General features: G+C 65.7%; 23 protein-coding genes. 18 read left to right on the top strand and 5 right to left on the bottom strand.

The genetic code is table 11. The annotated features are described in order from the left end of the window. Positions 1–70 precede the first annotated feature (70 nt). Positions 71–1,117, bottom strand: a complete 1,047-nt coding sequence (locus J2808_RS08675) for a LacI family DNA-binding transcriptional regulator (RefSeq protein WP_309814695.1) — start codon at positions 1,115–1,117, stop codon at positions 71–73. 142 nt (positions 1,118–1,259) lie between these two features. Here J2808_RS08675 and J2808_RS08670 point away from each other — a divergent pair, with 142 nt between their 5' ends. From J2808_RS08670 to J2808_RS08635, 8 genes are all read left to right on the top strand, one after another. Then, positions 1,260–1,607, top strand: coding sequence for an L-rhamnose mutarotase (locus J2808_RS08670; RefSeq protein ID WP_309814692.1), 348 nt, complete (start codon positions 1,260–1,262; stop codon positions 1,605–1,607). Between the two features lie 100 nt (positions 1,608–1,707). Then, positions 1,708–2,874: an L-rhamnose isomerase gene (rhaI, locus tag J2808_RS08665; RefSeq protein WP_309814689.1), complete on the top strand. Its 1,167-nt coding sequence runs from the start codon at positions 1,708–1,710 to the stop codon at positions 2,872–2,874. Between the two features lie 2 nt (positions 2,875–2,876). After that, the gene (locus tag J2808_RS08660; protein ID WP_397428016.1) at positions 2,877–4,925 is read left to right on the top strand and encodes a bifunctional aldolase/short-chain dehydrogenase; all 2,049 of its coding nucleotides are present in this window, start codon (positions 2,877–2,879) and stop codon (positions 4,923–4,925) included. Beyond that, on the top strand, positions 4,922–6,397 hold the full coding sequence (locus tag J2808_RS08655) for a rhamnulokinase (protein WP_309814683.1): 1,476 nt from the start codon (positions 4,922–4,924) through the stop codon (positions 6,395–6,397). The genes J2808_RS08660 and J2808_RS08655 overlap by 4 nt, the downstream gene beginning before the upstream one ends. A gap of 109 nt (positions 6,398–6,506) precedes the next feature. Next, positions 6,507–7,526 carry an acetylxylan esterase gene (locus J2808_RS08650; protein WP_309814680.1) on the top strand — a complete coding sequence of 340 codons (1,020 nt, stop codon included), beginning with the start codon at positions 6,507–6,509 and terminating at the stop codon, positions 7,524–7,526. 309 nt (positions 7,527–7,835) lie between these two features. Next, positions 7,836–8,945 carry a 3-deoxy-7-phosphoheptulonate synthase gene (locus tag J2808_RS08645; RefSeq protein WP_309814677.1) on the top strand — a complete coding sequence of 370 codons (1,110 nt, stop codon included), beginning with the start codon at positions 7,836–7,838 and terminating at the stop codon, positions 8,943–8,945. A 138-nt stretch (positions 8,946–9,083) separates the two neighbouring features. Continuing rightward, positions 9,084–9,296 (top strand): helix-turn-helix domain-containing protein, encoded by a 213-nt coding sequence (locus J2808_RS08640; protein WP_190987656.1) that lies wholly within the window; start codon positions 9,084–9,086, stop codon positions 9,294–9,296. 189 nt (positions 9,297–9,485) lie between these two features. Continuing rightward, complete coding sequence (locus J2808_RS08635; protein ID WP_003792170.1) at positions 9,486–9,584, top strand: 30S ribosomal protein bS22; 99 nt, start codon at positions 9,486–9,488, stop codon at positions 9,582–9,584. Positions 9,585–9,676: 92 nt separating this feature from the next. Here J2808_RS08635 and J2808_RS08630 read toward each other — a convergent pair whose 3' ends face one another. Continuing rightward, positions 9,677–10,495: an HAD family hydrolase gene (locus J2808_RS08630; RefSeq protein ID WP_309814672.1), complete on the bottom strand. Its 819-nt coding sequence runs from the start codon at positions 10,493–10,495 to the stop codon at positions 9,677–9,679. Between the two features lie 99 nt (positions 10,496–10,594). Between J2808_RS08630 and J2808_RS08625 the strand changes: the two genes are divergently transcribed. Continuing rightward, the gene (locus J2808_RS08625; protein ID WP_309814668.1) at positions 10,595–10,849 is read left to right on the top strand and encodes a glutaredoxin family protein; all 255 of its coding nucleotides are present in this window, start codon (positions 10,595–10,597) and stop codon (positions 10,847–10,849) included. A 90-nt stretch (positions 10,850–10,939) separates the two neighbouring features. After that, the gene (locus J2808_RS08620) at positions 10,940–11,647 is read left to right on the top strand and encodes a redox-sensing transcriptional repressor Rex (RefSeq protein ID WP_309814665.1); all 708 of its coding nucleotides are present in this window, start codon (positions 10,940–10,942) and stop codon (positions 11,645–11,647) included. A gap of 59 nt (positions 11,648–11,706) precedes the next feature. Here J2808_RS08620 and J2808_RS08615 read toward each other — a convergent pair whose 3' ends face one another. The 3 genes from J2808_RS08615 to J2808_RS08605 all read right to left on the bottom strand — a co-directional run bounded on the left by J2808_RS08615 (position 11,707) and on the right by J2808_RS08605 (position 13,941). Then, on the bottom strand, positions 11,707–12,537 hold the full coding sequence (locus J2808_RS08615) for an AI-2E family transporter (RefSeq protein ID WP_309814663.1): 831 nt from the start codon (positions 12,535–12,537) through the stop codon (positions 11,707–11,709). A 159-nt stretch (positions 12,538–12,696) separates the two neighbouring features. Continuing rightward, complete coding sequence (locus J2808_RS08610) at positions 12,697–13,233, bottom strand: hypothetical protein (protein WP_309814661.1); 537 nt, start codon at positions 13,231–13,233, stop codon at positions 12,697–12,699. A 159-nt stretch (positions 13,234–13,392) separates the two neighbouring features. Beyond that, a complete protein-coding gene (locus J2808_RS08605; protein ID WP_309814657.1) occupies positions 13,393–13,941 on the bottom strand; it encodes a YceI family protein in 549 nt (182 codons plus the stop codon). Between the two features lie 204 nt (positions 13,942–14,145). Between J2808_RS08605 and J2808_RS08600 the strand changes: the two genes are divergently transcribed. The 8 genes from J2808_RS08600 (at position 14,146) to J2808_RS08565 (ending at position 24,378) form a co-directional block, all read left to right on the top strand. Then, positions 14,146–14,826: a histidine phosphatase family protein gene (locus J2808_RS08600; RefSeq protein ID WP_309814654.1), complete on the top strand. Its 681-nt coding sequence runs from the start codon at positions 14,146–14,148 to the stop codon at positions 14,824–14,826. A gap of 8 nt (positions 14,827–14,834) precedes the next feature. Continuing rightward, positions 14,835–15,440: a TlpA family protein disulfide reductase gene (locus tag J2808_RS08595; protein ID WP_309815557.1), complete on the top strand. Its 606-nt coding sequence runs from the start codon at positions 14,835–14,837 to the stop codon at positions 15,438–15,440. Positions 15,441–15,455: 15 nt separating this feature from the next. Next, entirely contained in the window at positions 15,456–16,211 is a 756-nt protein-coding gene (locus tag J2808_RS08590; protein ID WP_309814651.1) for a cytochrome c biogenesis CcdA family protein, read from the top strand. Continuing rightward, positions 16,211–17,935, top strand: a complete 1,725-nt coding sequence (gene resB / locus J2808_RS08585) for a cytochrome c biogenesis protein ResB (RefSeq protein WP_309814649.1) — start codon at positions 16,211–16,213, stop codon at positions 17,933–17,935. The genes J2808_RS08590 and resB overlap by 1 nt, the downstream gene beginning before the upstream one ends. After that, on the top strand, positions 17,935–19,056 hold the full coding sequence (ccsB, locus tag J2808_RS08580; RefSeq protein WP_309814645.1) for a c-type cytochrome biogenesis protein CcsB: 1,122 nt from the start codon (positions 17,935–17,937) through the stop codon (positions 19,054–19,056). The genes resB and ccsB overlap by 1 nt, the downstream gene beginning before the upstream one ends. A gap of 155 nt (positions 19,057–19,211) precedes the next feature. Next, the gene (locus tag J2808_RS08575; RefSeq protein WP_397428030.1) at positions 19,212–21,170 is read left to right on the top strand and encodes an Hsp70 family protein; all 1,959 of its coding nucleotides are present in this window, start codon (positions 19,212–19,214) and stop codon (positions 21,168–21,170) included. Positions 21,171–21,173: 3 nt separating this feature from the next. Continuing rightward, positions 21,174–23,225, top strand: a complete 2,052-nt coding sequence (locus tag J2808_RS08570) for a LuxR C-terminal-related transcriptional regulator (RefSeq protein WP_397428014.1) — start codon at positions 21,174–21,176, stop codon at positions 23,223–23,225. 157 nt (positions 23,226–23,382) lie between these two features. Continuing rightward, positions 23,383–24,378, top strand: coding sequence for an IniB N-terminal domain-containing protein (locus J2808_RS08565; RefSeq protein ID WP_309814640.1), 996 nt, complete (start codon positions 23,383–23,385; stop codon positions 24,376–24,378).

Below are 24,378 nucleotides of genomic sequence, written 5' to 3'. Positions count from 1 at the left end.
ACAAGAGGAATCTGCAGCCGTGCAGCGGGGCGCGGAGAAGACCAGGGAAGCTGAGGCTAAAAGGCCGTTCCTACGGGATGTCCGCAGGGGCGCCGGCTGTACTTTGAGCCGCACCCGTGCTTTGGCGCACCACCAGTTCCGGGGTGAAAATCACGGCCCGGTGCCTCGGACTGTCGGACTCAACTTCCTCGACCAGCAGTTCGATGGCGGTCCGTCCCAGCGCCTCGGTGGGCTGGCGGATGGAAGAGAGCGGCACAACCGCGGAGACGGCGAAGTCGATGTCGTCATACCCGATCAGGGCAATGTCCTCGGGAATCCTCAGCCGGTGCGTCATCGCCAGGGACTGCATAACGCCGAGGGCCAGGAGATCGTTGGCGCAGAAGATGCCGTCCGGGAGCCCGCCGCGGCCACGCTCCACCAGCATGTTGCCCACGCTGCGGCCGGCCAGCACGGTCTGTCCGTCGGAATCGAGAACCTCCAGCGTGGCGTCGTGTTCCTCCTTCACGGCCCGCTCCGCCCCCTGAAGGCGGTCGGCAATCTGGCGGATGGAAGCGGGGCCGCCCACAAAGGCGAGCCGACGGCGGCCGATGTCCAGCAGGTGCCGGGCAGCGAGGTAACCGCCGGCGTCGTCGTCTACCGAGACGGAGCTGTACTTATTCTCGTCGGCGAGCCGGTCCACCAGGACGGTGGGGACGCCGCGCTCACGGAGCTGGTCGATGCGGCTGGTGACGTCCCCGACGGGGGAGATCAGCAGGCCCTGCACCCGTTGCTCCTGGAAAAGGTCAATGTAGTTGGATTCGCGGCTCGCGTCATGGCCACTGTCGCCCAGCAGCACGGCGCTGCCCTGGAGCGCCGCGGCATCTTCAGCAGCGCGCACCACCGAGGTAAAGAACGGGTTGCCAACATCGAGCACGATCAGCCCGATGGTCCTGCTGTGGCCGGCCCGCAGCTGGCGTGCGGCGTCGTTGCGGACGAAGCCCAGCTCGTCAATGGCCTGCAGCACCCGTTCCTTGGTCCGCTGGGAAACCCTGTCCGGGTAGTTCAGGACGTTCGACACCGTGCCCACGGCAACGCCGGCCTGGTTGGCGACGTCCTTGATGCTGGCTGAGCGATTCATGTTCCTCCGTACCTTTTGCCGCGCAATACTTCCTGGTCCAAGCCTACGGCCGGCAATTGCTTGACACCTCCTTGGCTCAAGGGTACTTTGAATCGTAACAATGAAACGATTCAAAAGATCAGAAAGTTCAGGAGGAGTGCAGATGAGGGTGTGTTTCCGCTCGTCGGTCCGGCGGCAGCTGATCGACGAATACCGGCTGCGGCATGCCGCAGTGTGGCCGGACATGCTGCGGGCGCTTAAAGCCGCCGGCTGGCACAACTACTCGCTTTTCCTGGGCGAAGACGGGCTGCTCATCGGCTACCTCGAATGCGACGATTTCGACGCCGTCCGGGCGCGGATGGCGCTGACCGAAGTCAACGCGCGGTGGCAGGCCGAAATGGCTACCTTGTTCGACAACCCGGACCAGGCGCCCGACGAAGGGTTCCAGGTCCTCGAAGAAGTCTTCAACCTTGACGACCAGCTGGCGACGGCGGAGTCCACCACCCGCTGAGCGGCCTGCCCCGCATCGGGGCCACGCCATGAAGAGACCACAGCATTTACAGACCACATCAGTTATTGACCACAGCATCACAGACCGGAAAGAACCCATCATGAATGACGTAGCAACGGCGCTGGGCAGGCTCGGAGAGCTCGCCATCGAGGTCCCCTCGTGGGCCTATGGAAATTCAGGCACGCGTTTCAAGGTGTTCGGCACGCCGGGCACGCCGCGGACCGTGCAGGAGAAGATCGCGGACGCCGCCAAGGTCCATGAGCTGACCGGGCTTGCCCCCACGGTGGCTTTGCATATCCCGTGGGACAGGGTGGATGACTACGCGGCCCTGAAGGAGTACGCGGCGGGCCTGGGCGTTGGCCTGGGCACGATCAACTCGAACACTTTCCAGGATGACGAGTACAAGTTCGGGTCCCTGACGTCCTCGACCGAGTCCGTGCGGCGCCGGGCGATCGCGCACCACCTGGACTGCATCGAGATCATGCACGCCACCGGCTCACAGGATCTGAAGATCTGGCTGGCGGACGGTACCAACTACCCGGGCCAGGACGATATGCGTGGCCGCCAGGACCGGCTCGCCGAGTCGCTGCAGGAGATCTACGCGGGGCTGGGCGAGAACCAGCGCCTGGTGCTGGAGTACAAGTTCTTCGAGCCCGCTTTTTATCACACCGATGTTCCGGACTGGGGCACTTCCTACGCGCAGACCCTGGCTTTGGGGGAGAAGGCCTTGGTGTGCCTGGACACCGGCCACCACGCGCCGGGCACCAACATCGAGTTCATCGTGATGCAGCTGCTGCGCCTCGGCAAGCTCGGTTCCTTCGACTTCAACTCCCGCTTCTACGCGGACGATGACCTTATTGTGGGCGCGGCCGATCCGTTCCAGCTGTTCCGCATCATGTACGAGGTCATCCGCGGCGGCGGCTTCGGCAAGGAGTCCGGGGTGGCCCTCATGCTGGACCAGTGCCACAACCTGGAAGAGAAGATCCCGGGTCAGATCCGCTCGGTGCTCAACGTCCAGGAAATGACGGCCCGCGCCCTGCTGGTGGACACCGCCGCCCTGGCCGAGGCGCAGCGGAGCGGGGATGTCCTGGCCGCCAATGCCGTGTTCAACGACGCCTTCTACACCGACGTCCGGCCCATCCTGGCCGAATGGCGTGAATCCCGCGGCCTGCCCGCGGACCCGATGGCCGCCTTCAGGGCCAGCGGTTACCAGAAACAGATCAACGAGGACCGCGCAGGCGGCCAGCAAGCCGGATGGGGCGCCTAGTAATGACTGCACAGAACATTAACAAGACTGTTGAAGACCTGATTTCCCGTTCCAACCGCCTGGGTGCGGACAAGCGGAACACCAACTTCGCCGGGGGCAACACCTCGGCCAAGGGCATGGAGAAGGACCCGGTGACGGGCGAGGATGTCCAGTTGCTGTGGGTGAAGGGCTCGGGCGGGGACCTGGGCACGCTGAAGGCCGGGAACCTTGCGGTGCTGCGCCTGGACCGGTTGAACGCGCTGAAGAATGTCTACCCCGGGGTGGACCGTGAAGATGAGATGGTGGCCGCTTTTGATTACTGCCTGCACGGCAAGGGCGGCGCCGCGCCGTCGATCGATACCGCCATGCACGGCCTGGTGGATGCCGCGCACGTGGACCACCTGCACCCGGATTCCGGGATCGCCATTGCCACCGCGGTGGACGGCGAGGCGCTGACTACCAAGATCTTCGGCAACAAGGTCCTCTGGGTTCCGTGGCGCCGCCCCGGGTTCCAGCTGGGCCTGGACATCGCCGCGATCAAGGAAGCCAACCCGCAGGCCATCGGCACCATCCTGGGCGGCCACGGCATCACCGCGTGGGGCGCCACGTCCGAGGAAGCCGAGACCAACTCGCTGTGGATCATCGAACAGGCCGAGACATACATCCGGGAGAACGGCAAGGCCGAACCCTTCGGGCCCACGCTCCCGGGCTACGGTGCCCTGCCGGAGGCCGAACGCCGCGCGAAGGCCGCCGCACTCGCCCCGGTGATCCGCGGGCTGGCGTCCACGGACAAACCGGTCCTGGGGCACTTCAGCGATGACGCCGTCGTCCTGGACTTCCTGGCAGCAGCCGAGCATCCGCGCCTTGGGGCGCTGGGCACCTCCTGCCCGGACCACTTCCTGCGGACCAAGGTCAAGCCGCTGATCCTGGACCTGCCGGCCGAGGCCTCCATCGAGGACTCGATCGCCCGGCTGAAGGAACTCCACACCGCCTACCGCGAGGACTACCAGGCCTACTACGACCGCCACGCCGATGCGGACTCGCCCGCGCTGCGCGGCGCGGATCCGGCGATTGTCCTGGTCCCGGGCGTGGGCATGTTCTCCTTCGGGGCGAACAAGCAGACCGCCCGTGTTGCCGGCGAGTTCTACATGAACGCGATCAATGTGATGCGCGGTGCCGAGGCGATCTCCACCTACGCGCCGATCGAGGAATCCGAGAAGTTCCGGATCGAGTACTGGTCCCTTGAGGAAGCCAAGCTCGCCCGCCTGCCCAAGCCCAAATCCCACGCCACCCGCATCGCGCTGGTGACGGGTGCGGCGTCGGGGATCGGCAAGGCCATCGCCACCCGGCTGGCGTCCGACGGCGCGTGCGTCGTCATTGCCGACCTGAACCTCGAAAACGCGGAAAAGGTCGCCGCGGAGCTCGGCGGCGCGGACGTCGCCATCGGTGTCCAGGCCGACGTCACCGACGAAGCCCAGGTTGCCGCCGCGATCGACGCGGCGGTGCTGGCGTTCGGCGGGCTGGACCTGGTGGTCAACAACGCCGGACTGTCCATCTCCAAGCCGCTGCTGGAAACCACCGAGAAGGACTGGGACCTGCAGCACAACGTGATGGCCAAGGGCTCCTTCCTGGTCTCCAAGGCCGCGGCGAAGGTCATGATCGATCAGGACATGGGCGGGGACATCATCTACATCTCCTCCAAGAACTCGGTGTTCGCCGGCCCGAACAACATCGCCTACTCCGCCACCAAGGCAGACCAGGCCCACCAGGTCCGGCTGCTCGCGGCCGAACTGGGCGAATACGGCATCCGCGTCAACGGCATCAACCCCGACGGCGTGGTCCGCGGCTCCGGGATCTTCGCCGGCGGCTGGGGCGCCAAACGCGCCGCGGTCTACGGCGTGGACGAGCAGGAACTGGGCAAGTACTACGCCCAGCGCACCCTGCTCAAGCGCGAAGTCTTGCCCGAGAACGTGGCCAACGCCGCCGCCGTCCTCACCAGCGCCGAACTGTCCCACACCACCGGCCTCCACATCCCCGTGGACGCCGGCGTGGCCGCAGCCTTCCTCCGATGAGCAGCACCGAATCAGCAGCGAACACCGTCCCGGCCACGGCCGGGGCGGTGTTCGCCGCCGTCGACATCGGCGCGTCCTCCGGCCGCGTCATCCTGGGCCGCGTCAGCGGATCGGGAGTGACCCTGGAGACCGTGCACCGCTTCCCCAACGGGGTGGTGGAGGTCGACGGCGGCCTCCGCTGGGACTTCGACGCCCTGTTCGCGGAGGTCCTCACCGGCCTCGCTGCCGCGGCCCGCGCCGCAGGGGAGCACGGCGAGACCATCACCAGCATCGGGATCGACACCTGGGCGGTGGACTACGGCCTCGTCACCAAGGCCGGCGCACTCGTCGCCCAGCCCTACAGCTACCGCGATGACCGCAGCCGCGCCGCCGTCGCACCCGTGCATCAGAAACTGGACCCGGCCCGGCTCTACGCCACCACTGGACTGCAGTTCCTGCAGTTCAACACCCTCTACCAGCTCGCCACCGAGCCGGACCTGAAGGGTCTGCAGGCCCTGCTGATCCCGGACCTGATCGCGTTCCTGCTCACCGGCGTCCGCCGCACCGAATCCACGAACGCCTCCACCACGGGGCTTTTCGACGCCGTCGCCGGGGAGTGGGCCACCGAATTCCTCACCGCCCTGGGCCTGCCCAAGGACGTGTTCCCGCCGCTGATCGAGCCCGGCGAAACCATCGGCACCCTCCTGCCGGCCATCGCCGCGCGGACCGGACTGGCCCACGCAACCACGGTGGTGGCAGTCGGCTCGCACGACACCGCATCCGCCGTCGCCGCCGTCCCCGCGCAGGAAGAGAACTTCGCCTACGTCTCCTCCGGCACCTGGTCGCTGGTGGGGCTCGAACTCAAGCACCCCGTCCTGACCCAGGCCAGCCGCGAAGCGAACTTCACCAACGAACGCGGCGTGGACGGCACCATCCGCTACCTGCGCAACATGGGCGGGCTCTGGCTCCTCAGCGAATGCCAGCGAACCTGGGCCGCTGACGGCTACACCCCCGAACTCACCAAGCTCCTCGACACCGCCTCGGCACTGCCCCCGGGCGGGCCACAGATCAACCCCGACGACCCCTACTTCATCGCACCGGAGAACATGCCGGACCGCATCCGCGCCGCAGTCCGCCACACAGGCCACCTCCTGCCGGACGACCCCGCAGCCATCACCCGGTGCATCATGGACAGCCTCGCCACAGGCTACGCCAAAGCCATCACCGCCGCCGAACGCCTCGCAGACCGCACCGTGAACACCGTCCACATCGTCGGCGGCGGCTCCCAAAACCGGCTGCTCTGCCAACTCACCGCCGACGCCACCCGAAAAACGGTGGTGGCCGGACCAGTCGAAGCCACCGCGCTCGGCAACATCCTGGTCCAGGCAAGGGCCGCCGGGAAAGTCGACGGGGGGCTCGCGGATCTGCGGCGCCTGGTGGCGGCATCGCACGGGCTGCGGACGTTCACTCCGCAGCAGCTGTCCCGGTTGTGACGCCTCGGGTTGTGGCGCGCCGTCGATGGAAATCTTGGGGTGCCGCAGAACGAGTGGTATGACGTAGGATCTCCAAAGATACCCAGACGAGACAGGACCGGACCCCACCATGCCCCTCTTTGACCTCCCGCTTGAGCAGCTCCGCGGCTATACCTCCGCCGTCATGCCGCCCGCCGATCTGCAGGTCTTCTGGGACGCCACCCTTGAGGAGGCCCGGACGTTCCCGCTCAACGCAACGTTCGCGCCGGTGGAGAACCACCTGACGGTCATCGACACCTTCGACGTCACGTTCGCCGGTTACGGCGGCGCGCCGATCAAGGGCTGGCTGCACCTCCCGGCGAATCGTCAAGAAGGGAGCCCGTTGCCCGTCGTCGTGCAGTACATCGGCTACTCGGGCGGGCGCGGCCTGGTCAACCAGGACACGAAGTGGGCGCAGGCCGGCTATGCGCACTTCATCATGGACACGCGGGGCCAGGGCTTCGGCGGGATCGTGGGGGACACTCCGGACCCCCACCCGTCCGCCGGTGATGTCGCCTTTGCCGGACTCATGACACGGGGTGCAGGCCGTCGCGAGGACTATTACTACCGGCGCGTGTATGTTGACGCGTTCCGTGCGGTGGAAGCTGCGCAATCCCACCCGGACGTGGATGCTTCCCGCGTGGTCCTGGCCGGAATCAGCCAGGGCGGCGGCCTTGTGGTGGCTGTTGCCGGGCTGGTGGCCGGAAGGCTCGACGGCGTCATCGGCGCGCTGCCCGATGTCCCGTTCCTGCAGGACTTTCCCCGGGCCATCGATACCGCACCCCGCGGGCCCTATCCGGAGATCGCGGCCTTCCTGGGCCGCCACCGCGACCGGTACGAGCCGATGCTGTCGGTGCTGAACTATTTCGACGGCGTCAACCTGGCCAGGGCGGCCGCTGCTCCCGCCCTTTATTCGGTGGCGCTGATGGACGATGTCTGCCCGCCGTCCACCGTCTTCGCCAGTTTCAACGCCTACGGAGCCGGGGCGGGGGCTTCGGCCGGAAGCGGGGCCGCCAAGGAGATCGAGGTCTATCGGTTCAACAACCACGAGGGCGGCCAGGAGCACCACTGGATCCGGCAGCTGGAGTACCTCCGCAAGCTCCTGGGCTGACGCGGTGTGGGCCGCGCGTCCTGGGGTTGTCCGCAAGTCCTGACGTTCACGGTTCGGATCTGCGAACAACGCTGGGGAGTTCTGTGTGACGGCCGCGATTTTGCGGCGGCCGCGGCGTGCAGTTATGGTGTGCCTATGACTAACCGTTGGTATGCGTATTTTTCGTTGGCTCTGGAGGAGCCCGCGTCTAACTGACACGCATCCAACTTCCTTCAGAGCCAACAGGGCAGAGATCATTCTCTGCCCTTCGCCATTTCTCCGGCGGGTTCTGATCTGGGCCCGCTTCCTATCTGGAACAGGACCCCGAGCATGAGCCCCGCAACAGCCACTCCCGCCAAATCCACGTCTAATCTGCGCATCAGCGAATTCACTGCGCTGCCCACGCCTGCGGAGCTCATCGCCGAGCTGCCGCTGGATGCCCGGGTGACGGACGTCGTCGAGCGCGGCCGTGATGAAGTCCGCGCCATTATGGACGGCGTGGACGACCGCCTGCTGGTCATTGTTGGCCCCTGCTCCATCCACGATCCCAAGGCCGGCCTGGAATACGCCCGCCGGCTGGTCAGCCAGGCCGCAAAGCACAAGGAAGACCTGCTGATCGTCATGCGGACCTACTTTGAGAAGCCTCGCACCACGGTTGGCTGGAAGGGCCTCATCAATGATCCGCGCCTGGACGGCAGCCACGATATGGTGACCGGCCTCCGCACCGCCCGGCGGTTCCTGCAGCAGGTCACCGCGCTGGGGCTGCCCACGGCCACCGAGTTCCTGGAGCCCATCAGCCCGCAGTACATGGCGGACCTGATCTCCTGGGGAGCCATCGGGGCGCGCACCACCGAGAGCCAGATCCACCGCCAGCTCGCGTCCGGACTGTCCATGCCCATCGGCTTCAAGAACGGGACCGACGGCGACCTCCAGGTTGCGATCGACGCGTGCTGCGCCGCCGCGGCAGCGCAGGCTTTCCTGGGGATCGACGGCGACGGCCGGGCCGCGCTGGTGGCCACCGCCGGCAACCCGGACACCCACGTCATCCTCCGCGGCGGACGCAAGGGCCCCAATTACTCAGCGGCCGACGTCGAAAGTGCCTCCGCCAAGCTGGCCGGCAAGGGGCTGAACCCCCGGCTGATCGTGGATGCCAGCCACGCCAACAGCGGCAAGAGCCACCACAGGCAGGCTGAAGTGGCGCTGGAAATCGGTGCGCAGCTCGAGGAGGGCGGCCAGGCGGCGCAGGCAGTCGCCGGCGTCATGTTGGAAAGTTTCCTGGTGGGCGGCGCCCAGAACCTGGATGTTGCCGAGCACGCTGCGGGCAGGTCAGAGCTGGTCTACGGGCAGAGCGTCACGGATGCGTGCATGGAGTGGGACGTCTCGGTTTCGGTGCTGGACCAGCTCGCGGCGTCCGCGCGGAAACGCCGCACTGCACAATGATTGCTCCGGATGACTTTCACTACAGCCCCATGAACCTCTAGAGTATCTATCACATGGTTGGTGGATGGCTCAGCATCGGCACACCGCAATGGAACACAGCTGGGGTTAGTCGTCATCCATCAGCAAAGGAATAGGGAAATGTCCGCAGAACAGAACTTCTCGAACGCGAAGTTTCTGACCGTGGCCGAAGTTGCCGAGGTCATGCGCGTCTCCAAAATGACCGTCTACCGGCTGGTCCATTCCGGCGAAATGCCTGCGGTGCGTTTCGGTCGGTCGTACCGGGTGCCGGAGAGCGCCGTCGAGCAGTATCTCAAGGGTGCTGTGGTGGACGGTCACACCGAAACCGCCTAGCGGTCCGGAGCCCAAACCGCCGATTCAGCCCGTGAATGGACTGCAGTCGGTGGTCGCCGCCAGAAAGCGGTACCCTGTTAAGGATTGTTTTACGTCATTGTAAGAATCTGTCAGTTGTTTCTGTCTGTAGCTCTGTCCACGGACCTTTTCCATCAGACAGGTACTGCATCTAGTTTGTGAGGAACTTTCGTGGGTTCAGTTATTAAGAAGCGTCGCAAGCGTATGGCCAAGAAGAAGCACCGCAAGTTGCTTCGCAAGACCCGTCACCAGCGCCGCAATAAGAAGTAGAGATACTTCGACAAGCGTGAAAATGCCCGTTGCCTTCCCGGCAGCGGGCATTTTTTGTGCGCGTGGGCGCCAGCAGCTGGCCGGTCGGGTGCCTAGATGCGCGGGCCGCGGATGCGGGCGAAGCCTTTCCAGAGTCCGTAAATTACGCCGCCCGCTGTGGCCGCCTTGAGGCCGAGGGTGGCGGCGCGGCGGCCGGAGCGGAAATCGTAGACCGGCCAGTTGTGGTCGCGCGCGTGGCTGCGCAGCCTGGAATCAGGATTGATGGCCACGGGGTGCCCCACCAGGGTCAGCAGCGGAATGTCGTTGTAGGAATCGCTATAGGCCCAGCACCGCTTCAGGTCCAGCCCCTCGGCGTCGGCGAGCTCCTGGACTGCTACTGCTTTCGCGGAGCCGTGCAGGATGTCACCCACCAGCCGGCCTGTGTACATTCCGTCGGCAATTTCGCCCACGGTGCCCAGGGCGCCCGTGAGGCCCAGCCGGGTGGAGATGACTGCGGCAACTTCAATGGGGGTTGCCGTGACCAGCCAGACCCGCCTGCCTACGCGCAGGTGCTGTTGCGCCAGCGCCTTGGCTCCAGGCCAGATCCGGGAGGCGATCATTTCGTCGTAGACTTCTTCGCCCAGGGCCTTGATGTCATCCACGGTGATGCCCGCCGCGAGGGTGAGGGCCGAATCGCGGACAGCGTGGACGTCGTCCATGTTCTCCCCGCGCGTCACAAACTTGAACTGTTTCCAGGCGAATCCGGCGGCCTGGGTCAACGTAAAGGCGCCGCGTTGGTGCATCTTGCGTGCCACGTGGAAGAGGCTGGCACCCTTCATGAGGGTGTTGTCAACGTCGAAGAAGGCCGCTTCGCCGGTCTGCATCACCGCATCCGGCTGGGTGATCACAGCGACGTACTTCTCCTCGGGCATGTCCACGAGTCTAGTCAATACTCGGTGGGAAGATTTCAGCCGTCGCCCGCGCCGCCGCGCGCCGCGTTGTACGCGCCCAAAGGGCGATACGGTTAAACCATGGCAAAACCGGAGGTAGTCCTCATCACCAAAGCAGACTGTCACCTGTGCGCAGACGCGCGCGACGCCGTCGAACGCGTTACCGCCTCACTGGGACTTGGGTGGACGGAACAGCAGGTTGATGAACTGCCGGAACTGCGTGGGCGTTACGCGGAGGAAATTCCGGTAGTGCTGGTGGACGGAATCCAGCGCGACTTCTGGAAAATCGACGAAGTGCGGCTTGAGCGTGTCCTCCAGCGTGCCATGGCCCAGTAGGCAACCGATTGCCAAAAATGTCGCTGGCTTTGTTGACAGCAATGGCAGGGCTCTAGAGTGGAGTCACAACGCGAGGCAATGGAGGGGATAGTGAGTTCGCTGGATTCATCTCCCCATGCCGTAGAGGGTACGGGGGCGGTCCCGGGTGGAGAAGTCGCCAAGCAGATTCCGCCCGCAGCCGTAGCACGGCTGACCATCTACCTGCGCGCCCTGAACACACTGCTCGCTGAAGGCGTGGAGCGAGTGTCCTCGGAATCCCTGGCGGAAGCGTCGGGCGTCAGCTCCTCAACACTGCGCAAGGACCTGTCCTACGTGGGTTCCTATGGGACCCGCGGCGTTGGCTATGAAGTGCAGTACCTCAGCCGCCACATCTCCGCAGCACTCGGCCTGACCCATGACTGGAAGGTGGCCATCGTTGGTGCCGGCAACCTGGGAAAGGCCCTGGCACGTTACGGCGGCTTCGAGACACGCGGCTTTGACGTTGTGGCAATCTTCGACGCAGACCAGATGGTGGTAGGCAATGAGGTGGGTTGGCTGCGCGTCAGCGACGTGGCGGACCTGGAGGCAGTACTCGAGCGGACGGGCGCCAACATGGTGGTCCTGGCCCTGCCGGCCGCCGTGGCGCAGGCCATCTGCGACCGCGTGGTGGCGGCTGGCGTCCATAGCATCCTGAGCTTCGCCCCGGTCATGCTCCAGGTCCCTGCCGGAGTCAACCTCCGCAAGGTGGACATGGCCACCGAGCTGCAGATCCTGGCCTATCATGCACAGCGGGCGCAGACCCCGGACCATACCGCCTAGGTGCTGTTCAGGCGGCTGGCAGGGTCCACGCCCGCTGGGTGTGGATTGCTGGGTGGAACCTACTGGCCGTACGGGTTGCCCGGCGAGCTGTAGGGGTTGGCGAACGGCTGCTGCTTGCGGAAGTACGGAGCCGTGGACGGCAGGTACAGCAGAACGATCGCCGCGATGCCCGCCAAGGTTCCCAGGGTCCCGATGTTGGGCACCTGGAAGAGGCTGGTCACGGACAGCGCGGCGAACACGGTGCCCAGGATCCGTGCCCAGTTCTTACCCTTGCGGACGAAGAAGGCCACCAGCACATACATGCCCGCGCCGAGGATTGCCAGGACCACCAAGGTTCCAGCGAGGGCACTCCTGAAGTCCTCGAAGTTGAATTCGGTGCCCGTGGCGCCGCTGCTGCGCATGGCATCCTCGAAGGCATCCCGCATGATCGGGTCATCGAGCATGCTGATGCCCATGAGCATGGTGACGACAAACAGCGCCGCGGCGCCGATCAGGAGCCAGAACGAAATGTTGACCAGTTGGGGAACGCCATTAGGTCCCGCGCCCTGCAGCTTCTCCGAGGGGTACTGGGCGTAGGGGGACTGCCCGTACGGCTGCTGGCCATAGGCGGGCGGGGTGGGCTGCCCGAACTGTGGCTGTGGTGCCTGCGGCGAGTTTTGCCCGTACTGCGGTTGCGGCGCATTCTGCCCGAACTGCGGCGGGTTTTGCCCGTACTGCGGTTGCGGCGCATTCTGGCCGTACTGCGGTGCGGGGGGAGTGGACTGCCCGTACTGCGGTGCCGGGGGCGTGGGCTGCCCGGACGGCGGGCTGTTCTCGCCATAGCGGGGTGCCGGCGGCTGCTGGCCGGGCTCGGGTTCGTTCGGGACGGGAGGCGGGACAGGCGTGCTCATGAGCGGTCCTTTGCAGGTCAGAGGTCAGTTCGGCTGCTGGGTGCAGTCCACTGGCCTGCCCCCAGTACGGCTTACTCCCACCGTACCCCCGGCCGGTGCCGTGGCGGGTCATTCCGGAGAGGTATTCCCGGCCTCGCGGGAACTGCTGAAACCCGCCGTTTAGGCGCGGCCCTTGACGGCGGTGAACCAAGCCTGCGAGTTGGGGAGCCACATCAGGACCGTTGCTGCGGCACTGATCAGGAACCCGAGCCAGTTATTGCCGATGCCCTCACCCATGCTCCCGCCAATGACTGCCAGGACCAGCGAGACGCCGGCGACGATGGTGAGAGCCAGGCGGGCCCATTCCTTGCCTTCCTTCATCTTCAGGCCGAAGACAATCTGGGCCGCGGCCAGGGCAAGTGCCACCAGGACCAGCACGAGGAACACCGCAGCCAGTGCGGGTGCCACGGTGAAGAATGCCAAGGTGGCAAGAAGGCCGAACAAGCTGCCGAGGACACCCAGCATGCCGCCGATGAGCCAGATCCAGTAAGAAACCTTGAGCTCCGTGGGCAGCCCGATCACGCTGAACATGCCCGAGAAGCCACCCTTGGGCATAACGTCGTTGAAGCTTTGCGGACCGTCGGTGGGCTTCTGCAAGTGGAATCCACTCGGCTGGCCCGGCTGCTGAGGCTGCGGTACTTCACTGGGGTTGGTCATGGATCTCACTGTAGACCGCGTGTCCCCTTGTCTCCACGACTTAAACACCGCGCGCCCGGCACCAGGAATTGGGGATCCTGGCAGCCGGGCGCGGTGCTCGCTTGCTAAAAACAGTACGTACTAATGACCTGTGCGTACTAAAGCGCTCTTGGTACTGAATTATGCGGCGGGAGCGATGAACGCCAGTTCCAGGTTGATGGCAACCTTGTCGCTCACCAGCACGCCGCCGGCGTCGAGAACGGCGTTCCACGTCAGGCCGAAGTCCTTGCGGCTGATGGTGGTTTCAGCGGAAACGCCGGCGCGGGTCATGCCGAACGGATCAACGGCCACACCGTTGAACTCGGTCTCCAGGGACACCGGACGGGTGACGCCCTTGATGGTGAGGTCTCCGGTCAGTTCGTAGCTGGCGCCGGCGGCCACGAGGCCGCTGGAGACGAAGGAGATTTCCGGGAACTTCTCGACGTCGAAGAAATCTTCGCCGCGGACGTGGCCGTCGCGGTTGGCGTCGCCGGAGTCGAAGCTGGCGGTCTGGATGGTGGCGCTGATCGTGGAATCGGCCACGTTTTCGGCGAGGTCCAGGGTTGCCGCTGCATCCTTGAACTGGCCGCGGACCTTGCTGATGCCGGCGTGGCGGACAGTGAAGCCGATCTCGCTGTGCGAGTTATCGAGGGTCCAGGTGCCGGTGGTGACGTCTGCGGGAAGAGCCATGGTGTTTCTCCTTGTGGGTTTGTCGGGTGGTACTGCCGGACAGCTTGACCCTTCATCTGTTGAAGTATCAACTATCCGTTGCATTGAGTATAAGCATGCATTTGCATGTTTTGTTCCTTGTTCAGGAACTTTTTTCCCAGAGTTTCAGTTCTACGGAATGTAGAAGATTTCGGATCGCACGCCATCTTTGAGAAACTGGTAAACATGCCCCAAGCCACTGTCCATCTGCTCCGCCACGGCGAGGTCCATAATCCCGACGGCGTTCTGTACGGCAGGCTGCCCGAATTCCACCTCTCCGAGCTGGGCCAGGAAATGGCAGAGACCCTCGCCGCCCACTTCGCCGAGCGCGCCGCGCAGGGTGCCCGGATTGTCTATCTGGCGGCGTCGCCGCTGGTCAGGGCCCAGGAGACGGCGGCCCCCACTGCGGCGGCGCTGCACCTTGAGATCCACACCGATGAGCGCATCATCGAGGCGGAGAACTACTTCCAGGGCCTGAAGGTCACCAAAGCCGAGCTCCGTAAGCCCAAGCACTGGCCGCACCTGGTCAACCCGCTCCGGCCGTCCTGGGGCGAGCCCTACAAGGCGCAGGCTGCGCGCGTCCGGGCCGCCGTCGAGGATGCCAGGCTCCGGGCCATCGAACTTTCCGCCGGTGACTACGGAACCAGCGGCCCCGAAGCCATCATGGTCAGCCACCAGCTCCCCATTTGGGCCACCCGCCTCAGCGCCGAGGGCCGTCCGCTCTGGCATGACCCGCGCAAACGCGAGTGCACACTGACGTCCATCACCTCCCTGGTGTTCGACGACGACGGCTCCCTTCTGCGCGTTGAGTACAGTGAGCCCGCTGCCGCCCTTCTCCCCGGTGCCGCCACCACGCCGGGGGCTTGATCGTGGCCATTAACCCAAACGCATCCCGCCGCGCCGTTCTCGCCGCCGGCGGCGCCGCCCTCACCGCCCTTACGCTGGGGCTTTCCGCCTGCGCCCAGGAGGACGCCCTGGCGAAGCAGGCCAAAGCCGGCGACAACAAGAACTACATCGCCGGAGATGGCTCCGTGACGGAATTCACGGCGGCCGACCGCAAGGCCGCCGTCGCCGTCAACGGCACGCTGTTCAACGGCACGGCTGTGACCCCTGAAGACTTCCAGGGCAAGGTGACGGTCCTGAACTTCTGGTTCGCCGCGTGTGCCCCGTGCCGGGTGGAAGCGCCCATCCTGGAAGAGCTGCACCAGGAGTTCAAGGACCAGGGCGTGCAGTTCTTCGGCGTGAACCTTCGCGACGAGAAGGCCACCGCCGAGGCCTTCGATAAGACCTTCAACCTGACCTACCCCAGCTTCGATGACAAAAACGGCGGCGTTCTCCTGGCCGTGTCCGGCATCGTTCCGCCGGGGGCGGTTCCCACCACGTTGGTCCTGGACAAGCAGGGCCGGGTGGCGTCGCGCGTGCTGGGCGAAATCCAGAAGGGCACCCTTAAAGCCCTCATTGCCTCCGCCGTGGCAGAGTAGCGGCGGCCCCGGACCGTGAACAGCCCCTTCGCCGAAACCATCCTGAATGGCTCGCTCCTACTTGCCATCCCGGTGGCCCTGCTCGCCGGCCTCGTGTCCTTCCTGTCCCCGTGCGTGCTGCCCCTGGTGCCCGGCTACCTGGGCTATGTCACCGGCCTCAGCGGGGTGGACCTGCAGAAGCAGAAGCGCGGCCGGATGTTTGCGGGCATCGGCCTTTTTGTCCTGGGTTTCTCGGTCATTTTTGTGCTGCTGGGCGGCGCCTTCGGCCAGCTGGGCACCCTGGTCACGGGCTCCCAGAATGCCTGGATCACCCAGCTCCTGGGGATCCTGGTGATCATCATGGGCGTGGTGTTCATGGGCGGTTTCGGCTGGCTGCAGCGTGACGCCAAGATCCACGCCAAGCCGCCGGCCGGCCTCTGGGGAGCGCCCCTGCTCGGTCTGACCTTCGGCCTGGGCTGGGCCCCGTGCATCGGGCCCACCTATTCCGCTGTCCAGCTCCTGAGCCTGTCCGGCGGGTCCTCCGCCGCCAAGGGCGCCCTCCTGGCGTTCGTCTACAGCCTGGGCCTGGGCATCCCGTTCCTACTGATTGCCCTGGCCGTCCGCCGGGGCCTGGGCGTGATGTCCTTCTTCCGCCAGCACCGCCTTGCCATCCAGCGGATCGGCGGCGGCATCCTGGTGGTGCTGGGCCTCCTGATGGCCAGCGGCGTCTGGGGCGCCTGGGTCACCGAACTGCAGTACTGGTTCCAAACCGATGTGAAGTTGCCGATCTGATGAGCGAGCGCGTGAAATCCAACAAGAAGTCCCCGGCCCCCGTTGCCGCCGCCAAGGCAGACGCGGCACTGCCCGTCCTGGGGCCGATCGGGATGCTGCGGTGGGCCTGGACCCAGCTGACCAGCATGCGTACGGCGCTGTTCCTCCTGCTGCTGCTGGCTGTTGCCGCGGTGCCGGGTTCGCTGTTCCCGCAGCGCCCGGCCAACCCGTTTGTGGTCACCCAGTACATCAAGGACAACGCCGAGTACGGGGAGCTGCTGGATACCCTGCAGCTCTTCGACGTCTACTCCTCGGCCTGGTTCTCGGCCATCTACATCCTGCTCTTCATCTCACTGATCGGCTGCGTGGTCCCGCGCGCCATCGCGCACTACAAGGCCATGCGGTCACAGCCGCCGCGCACCCCCAAGCGGCTCTCCCGCCTCCCTGAGTACGGCACACTGGTGGTTCCCGCCGATGCCGGCCTCCCGGCGTCGGACGCCATCAAAAGCGCCGCGGGCGTGCTCCGGAAGCGCGGCTACCGCGTTGAGGTGAGGGACGACGACGGCGCGCGGCCGTCTTTGGGCGCCGAGCGCGGCTTCGCCAAGGAGGTGGGGAACCTGGTGTTCCACACCTCGCTGATCGGTGTGCTCGTGTCCGTGGCCATCGGCGGCTTGTTTGGCTACAGCGGCCAGCGCATCCTGGTGGAGGGCGACACCTTCGTGAACACCCTGGTGGGCTACGACCAGTTCACGCCGGGCACCAACTTCCAGTCCAGCCAGCTCCAGCCGTACTCCATCCAGCTGGACAAGTTCGATGTCCTGTTCGACCGCGAGTCCCCGGGCAAGTTCGGCCAGCCCATCGACTTCAACGCTGAGGTGACTACACGGGAAACCCCGGACGCGCCCGCCAAGCAGGAGGTCCTGAAGGTCAACGAACCGGTAACCCTGGGCGGCACCAGCATCTATCTCACCGGCAACGGCTACGCTCCCGTGGTGACCATCCGCGACGGCGCCGGAAACATCGCCATGCAGGGCCCGGTAGTGGCCAAGCTCCAGGGCGAGAACTACTACTCGTCAGTGGTCATCAAGGTCCCCGATGCCAAGCCTGACCAGCTGGGATTTGTTGGGTTCTTCCTGCCCACCGCGTTCGTTACGGACGACGGCATTTCCTTCAGCGGCGATCCGGACCTTTTCAACCCGCAGCTGACCCTGAACTCCTACTTCGGGGACCTTGGCCTGGACAACGGGGCGCCGCAGAACGTCTTTGAACTGGACGTCCAGGACCTGACCCCGTTGAACAACCGCAACCTGGACGCCGGCGGCATCACCCTGGCGCCGGGCAGCACCTACACCCTGCCGGATAACAAGGGCAGCATCAGCTTCGACAGCGTCAAGCGGTACGTGGGCGTGGACATCCACCACAACCCTGGCCAGCTTTACGCCCTCATCTTCGCCCTGCTGGCCGTGGCCGGCCTCATCGTCTCGCTCTACGTCAACCGCCGCCGCGTCTGGGTCCGCACCGGAACCCACGAAGACGGCCGGACCATGGTGGAATACGGCCTCCTGGCCCGCGGCGAGGACCACCGCCTGGCTGCCGAAGCGCAGGCCATCCGGCAACTCCTCGCGGAGGAATGGGACCTTGAGGATTCCGCCTCCACCCAGCAAACTCCCAGCCGCCAGGGCGATAATGGCGCAGACTCCGTCACCACCCCCACCGGCTCCGCCGGACCCACAAAGGACCAGTAATGCCTTTCGTCATCAACGAAACCATGGGCGCATACAGCGAACTGCTGATGCTGCTCGCCGCCGGCACCTACACCGTGGCCTTCATCGCCTTCGCCTGGGACCTGGCCAAGAGCAGCAAGGCGCTGCGCGCCATTGATCTTAAGGCCGCGGAGGCTGCAGGGGCTGCTGCCGGGGCCAAGGTTCCGGTGGCGGCCGGAGTTGGTGCGTCTGCCGGCTCTGCGGCGGCAGCGAACCGCGTTGATTCGCACCTGGCCGGACCTGCCGGGAGGGCCGAACGCCCGTCGTCGTCCGCTGCCAAGCAGGCCGGCGCAGGTTCCGCAGCAGGGCAGACGGCCGACGGCGACATGCGCTATGCGGCGGAACGCCGCGTTCCGGCACGCGTGGCCGTCGCCCTCACCGTCCTGGGTGCCCTGATCCACGGCGCAGGCGTGATCACGCGTGCCCTGGGTGCCGGCCGGGTGCCGTGGGGCAACATGTACGAGTTCCTCACCACGGGCGCCTTTGTGGCCGTGGCAGTCTTCCTGGTGGTGCTGATCCGCCGCGACCTGCGGTTCCTGGGAACGTTCGTGGTGGGCCTGGCGATCATCATGCTGGTGGCCGCTTCCGTTGCCTACTGGACGCCGGTGGGCCACCTGGTCCCGGCGCTGCAAAGCTACTGGCTGATCATCCACGTCTCCATCGCGGTGCTCTCCTCGGCCCTGTTCACGCTCACGTTCGCCATGTCGGCCCTGCAGCTGGTCCAGTCCCACCGGCAAAAGACCATCGCTGCCGGGGGCGCAGACAAGCTCGGCTTCATGCGGCTGGTGCCCTCGGCCCTGAGCCTGGAAAACCTGTCCTACCGGATCAACGCCATCGCGTTCATCGGCTGGACCTTCACCCTGATGTTCGGGGCCATCTGGGCCGAAAAGGCCTGGGGCCGGTTCTGGGGCTGGGACACCAAGGAAGTCTGGACGTTTGTGATCTGGGTGGTCTACGCAGGCTACCTGCACGCCCGTGCAACCCGCGGCTGGACCGGAACCCGCGCTGCGTGGCTGTCGATTGTGGGCTACCTCTGTGTGGTCTTCAACTTCACCATCGTGAACCAGTTCTTTAACGGTCTGCATTCCTACTCAGGCCTCTGAGCAGGGCTTTCTCCTAAGCTGCCACTGACCGGCGGCATAATACGCCAATCGATGTACGAATAAGGGTGTCGCCCGGCAGACGGTGATGCTACCTTGGTGGAAGCTCGTCTGTGATGAAGCTTGCAGACAGCCAGCTGCGTTTCTCCGAGGTGCTCATGAGCTACGTTCTCGCCGTAGACGTCGGGACAAGTTTCACTGCCGCCGCGATTGCCAAGACAGACCAGACTGCCCAGCCTGTTCCGGAGAGCCTCCCGCTGGGGCTCCGGGGAACGGCAGTGCCGTCCGTCGTCTTTTACCCCGAAGAGGGCACCATCCTGGTGGGGGAGGCTGCCGAACGCCGCGGCCTGGATGTCCCCGGCCGGGTAGTCCGCGAATTCAAGCGCCGGATCGGGGACAGCGTACCCATTGCTGTGGGGACCTTGGCCCTGCCTGCTGAGGAGATCTTTGCCACCATGGCCCGCTGGGTTGCGGATAGGGCCGAAGAACGCGAGGGCGCCCCGCCGTCGGAAATCATCATCTCCCACCCGGCAGCCTGGGGCGGACACCGGACCACCGCGGTCCTGGCAGCCCTCGCTGCCAAGGGACTGAACAACGTCACGCTCATCAGCGAGCCGGAAGCGGCGGCACTGCACTACGCCTCCCAGATGCGCGTGGAGGACGGCAGCACCATCGCGGTCTACGACCTCGGCGGCGGGACCTTTGACACAGCAATCCTGAGGAAAACCGGCGACGGCAGCTTTGAGTTCCTGGGCCGTCCGGAAGGGATCGAAGGACTGGGAGGCGCCGATTTCGACGCCGCGGTCCTTCGCCACGTCGCGGAGCACACGGGGGAGGTCCTGGCAGGCCTTGACCCGGAAGATCCCGGCGCCCTGGCGGCGCTGGCCCGGCTTAAGCGCGAATGCGTGGAAGCCAAGGAAGCGCTCTCGGCCGACAGCGAGGCCAGCATTTCAGTGTTCCTGCCCGGGGTCCAGCAGCAGGTGCGGCTGGTCCGCTCAGAGTTCGAGGCCATGGTTGAGGAACCCATCCGCGAAACAGTGGATGCCCTGGAACGTTCGTTGGAACAACTTGGACTGGAACCGGCTGACCTGACTGCGGTGCTCCTGATTGGTGGATCATCACGGATCCCTCTCGTGGCGCAGCTGATTTCGGAGCAGCTGGACCGGCCCATCGCCGTGGACGCCGACCCAAAGTCTTCCATTTGCCTTGGCGCAGCCGTGGCCGCACTCCGGGCCGCTCCGGCCATTGCGCCGTCGGCTGCTGCCGGTGGCGTCCCTGGGATCCCTGCTCCGGCAGACATCGTTTTTGAGCCGCACGACGCCGGGCGCCGTGCAAGTTGGTCCCGGAAATCCGCGGCCGCGTTTGGCTCCTTGGCTGGCACCGCCGCCGTCGGCGACGGTGCCAGGGGCGTTGCCCGTGGCCGTGGCCGGAAGGCCGGAACGCATGGCCCGCGGCCCACGGTGCGGCTGACTGCGGTGGCCATGGGGGCGGCCCTGTTCACCCTTTTCACCGCCACAGCGGCACAAAGTCCGGGGGGACTGGGTAGCCTCTCCGCAATGATCATTCCTCAGGAACCAGAGCCCAAGCCCGCCGATCCCGGCGCTGGCGGGACGAAGGAATCGGGGAAGGGCATCGAGGCCAGTGCGCAGGAGCCTGCGGACACCCCGGCGGCTGGACTCGAAGCGGCAGAGACGCCCGTCGACACGCCGTATGCCCCGGCATTACTGCCGGTCGGCGGTAACGCCGGGGGTGCCGCAACCGCCGGATCCGGCGCAACGAGTGATCCAACCCAGGTGGCCGCGCCCGGGACCACCACTCCCGGAACGGCGACCCCCAGTCCAACCACCCCCGGGCCAGTCGCGACCACGCCCGGGCCTGTGCCGACCACGCCCGTGCCTGTCCCGACCACGTCGGAGCCTGTCCCGACCACGCCCGTGCCTGTCCCGACGCCGGAACCGAGCGTCGAGCCCGCACCGACGACGGAGTCGCCTGCCCCGACGCCGGAACCGAGCGTCGAGCCCGCACCGACGACGGAGTCGCCTGCCCCGACGTCCGATCCGCCGCCGGCACCCGCCGCGACGGAAACTGATCCCGTCCCTACCGTATCGGCGGCTTGACCCATGAACACCGACCACACCGCACCTGTGGCGGAATCGAAAGCGCCCGCCAGCCCCCCGCTTATGGCCCAGCAACTGCGAGGGGAGAACGCCGCAGTCCGGGAACTGCTCCTCGCCCTGTCGGTTGGCTTCTCCCTCCCCGGACCGTTGCCGCAGGAATTGGAACGAAAAGTGGCGGAAGGTGACGTGGAGAGCCTCGAGGCGCTGGTAGCCCGGGCGGAATCGTCCGGGCTCCTTCAGCCCGACGGCACCGTAGTAGGAACCGCCCAGCATGCCCTTCTGACATCTACGTCCACTCCGCGTGTCCATGCGCTCCAGCGCGAACTTGTGGGCTGCTTCGTCGCGGAGGGCCGCCCTCTCGGCGACTTCGCCCGCGAGCTGGCACGCAGCGGGCTGGCTGACCTCCGTGTTGCCGCCGAGCTCGAAAAAGCCGGAGACCGGGCTCTGGAACAGCATCCGGGCCTGGCCGCCCAGCTCTACGACGAGGCCCTCCTGGCAGGCGCCGATGAGCTGGCCCTGGCCGCCCGCCGCGCCCAGGCAGTATCGGCCACAGGGGATCTTGATTCTGCAGGACGGATCATCGACGGGCTGCTTACGTGCCCTGATCCGCCCGACCTCCGCCTCGGGGTGGACGTCGCTGCAGCCATCTGGGCGCAGCGGGGCATGCTGGCCCGTGGCGCAGACGTGTACACCTGGCTGGGCCGGGCGAGGGTGGGATCATCCGGACCAGCGGCCGCAGTTGCGATGATCGGCTGCGGCAACCTCGCCGGTGCCGGGGAGATGTTCCCGGCCGGCTCCACACCGGCGTCGCCGACGCTCCTCGCTGTGGCGCAGGCGCAGACGGCCGCGGGCATCCTGGAATCGCTGTCCGTCGATCCGCACCAGGGACTCCCGATCCTGATCCACGCCTCGGACATGTTGAACGCGTCGGGTGCTGCCCTGCCTCTTCCGGAGACACCCGGCGCCCTGGCCGCGCTCGTGGCCCTGCACAGCGGTGAACCGCACCTCGCGGAAACCATCGCACGCTCCGCCGCGACCGCGGGCCAGGGAGGCGACGCGGTCAAGCCACGGCTGTTCCTGCTCCAGGCCTGGTCGTCGATGCAGCAGGACAACCCGGAGGATGCCCGGCTGGCCATCAACGAGGCCTCAAAAGCCAACCACTGGCCTTTGGTTCCACGGGACGAATTCCTCTGTGCGGCCCTGGAAGTAGGTTTGGCACGCCGGAGCGGGGAGGTCCACGGCCTCCTCATGGCGTGGGAACGCGCCCGGGAAGCCATGCTGCACACCACGGTGGACTTGTACAGCCTGCTGCCGTGGGGGGAGCTGATGATCACCGCCGCCCGGCTGAGGGAGACCAGGCGGGTCTCGCATTACCTCGATGAGGCGTGGACGCTCCTGCGGGATCTGGGGGAACCGCCATTATGGGCCGTCCCCCTGCATTGGGCTGCCGTCCAGGCGGCGCTCTTGAACGACAGTCCCGCAGCCCTGGCCCCCCACGCTGCAGCGCTGGCCCGGGCAGCAGAACACAGCCTTCTGGCGTCCCAGCTCGCTGCTGCGGGCAAAGCCTGGGTATCGGTCCTCGCGGGAAAGTTCAAGGCAGCGGACGTGGAGGAAACCGCCCGGGGGCTGAACGCCGTCGGGATGCCCTGGGAAGGCGCCCGGCTGGCCGGCCACGCCGCCGCCCGGGCAGGAGAGCGCAAGGACATGCTGCGCCTGTTGTCCTGTGCCCGTGACCTCCATCCGCAAGGGAACTCGGCCGGGCCGAGCCCCGACGGACAATCCGAGGTCCGCCATGCTCCCGGCACGGACCAAGGCAATGGGGCCGGCCAGCCGGATGCCTCAGTGCTGAGCGAGCGCGAGAAAGAAGTGGCACGGCTGGTGCTGGAAGGAAAAACGTACCGGGAAATCGGGGAAGCAATCTACATCTCCCCGCGTACCGCCGAGCACCATATTGCCCGGATGCGCCGCCGGCTGGGTGCCGAAAACCGTTCCGACCTGCTGGTCAGGCTGAGGCTCGCCCTCGGACCCGAAGACCCGCAGCACGAGAACCCCTAGTGCCCCTAACGGCACGGGCCGTGGATCCCCGGCAGGGGTCCAGCCAGTAGGGGGAAACGACCCGATGCCGGGTCCATGGGTGGGATCTTACGGTTGATGCAGGCCCGGCGATGAAGCCGGGCTATCCACAACTCAGAGAAGATTTGAGGACCACCAAATGCCTACCCTCGCAAACGACCTCGTCCTGTTCCTGATGAGCCTTTTCGGAAACCAGCAGGCAGCAAAGGAGTTCCTTGACAATCCAGAGCGCGCCCTGGACGACGCTGGCCTCGGCGGCGTCTGCTCCTCGGACGTTGACGCGGCCATGCCGGTCATCCTGGACTTCGCACCCATCAACGCCTCTTCCTTCGACCGTTCCTACAACACCGGCGGCAACAGGGCAGAAACCGGCGGCGGGGTGGCCGTTACCCCTCCCCACGGCGGCGGCCATGGCCACCGTGACGACGACCATGACGACGACCATGACCATGCCGTCCAGCAGTTGCACAACGTGGTGAACAACTACTCCTGGGAGACATCAGTGGATGACCGGGATACCATCACCGACCAGTCGGTCAACCAGAACATCTGGGCCGAAGGCGACGTCGAGCAGTGGTTCGACAACGATTCCGTTGTCGCGTCCGGAGACAGGGCAGTTGCTGCCGGCGATGACGTCGACATTGAGGACTCCAACAACGTCGAGGACTCCTACAACACGGACAACTCGAATGACAGCTCGACGGACAACTCCATCGATGCCGGCCGTGACGCCAACGTAGAGAACGAGGAAACGGACGTCGAGGACTCCTTCAACACCGACGTCGACATCGATGCTGACCTCCGGAATGTCGGTAACACCGATAACTCCGAGACCGACAACTCCCTGAATGATTCGCTGAACGATAACTCCGAGACGGACAACTCCCTGAATGATTCGCTGAACGCGGAGGTTGACAACTCTGTGAGTGATTCGTTTACGGCGGAGGTTGACAACTCTGTGAGTGATTCGTTTACGGCGGAGGTTGACAACTCTGTGAGTGATTCGTTTACGGCGGAGGTTGACAACTCTGTGAATGATTCGTTTACGGCGGAGGTTGACAACTCTGTGAATGATTCGTTGAACACCGAAACCGATGCCGAGGCTGAGGACGGTTCAGCGGTCATCGTCTCCTAG

This window comes from Pseudarthrobacter sulfonivorans (genome assembly GCF_031454915.1).
Lineage (GTDB): Bacteria > Actinomycetota > Actinomycetes > Actinomycetales > Micrococcaceae > Arthrobacter > Arthrobacter sulfonivorans_C.
Note: the sequence above shows the minus strand (reverse complement) of the source record. Positions and strands in the feature narration are given on the sequence as shown.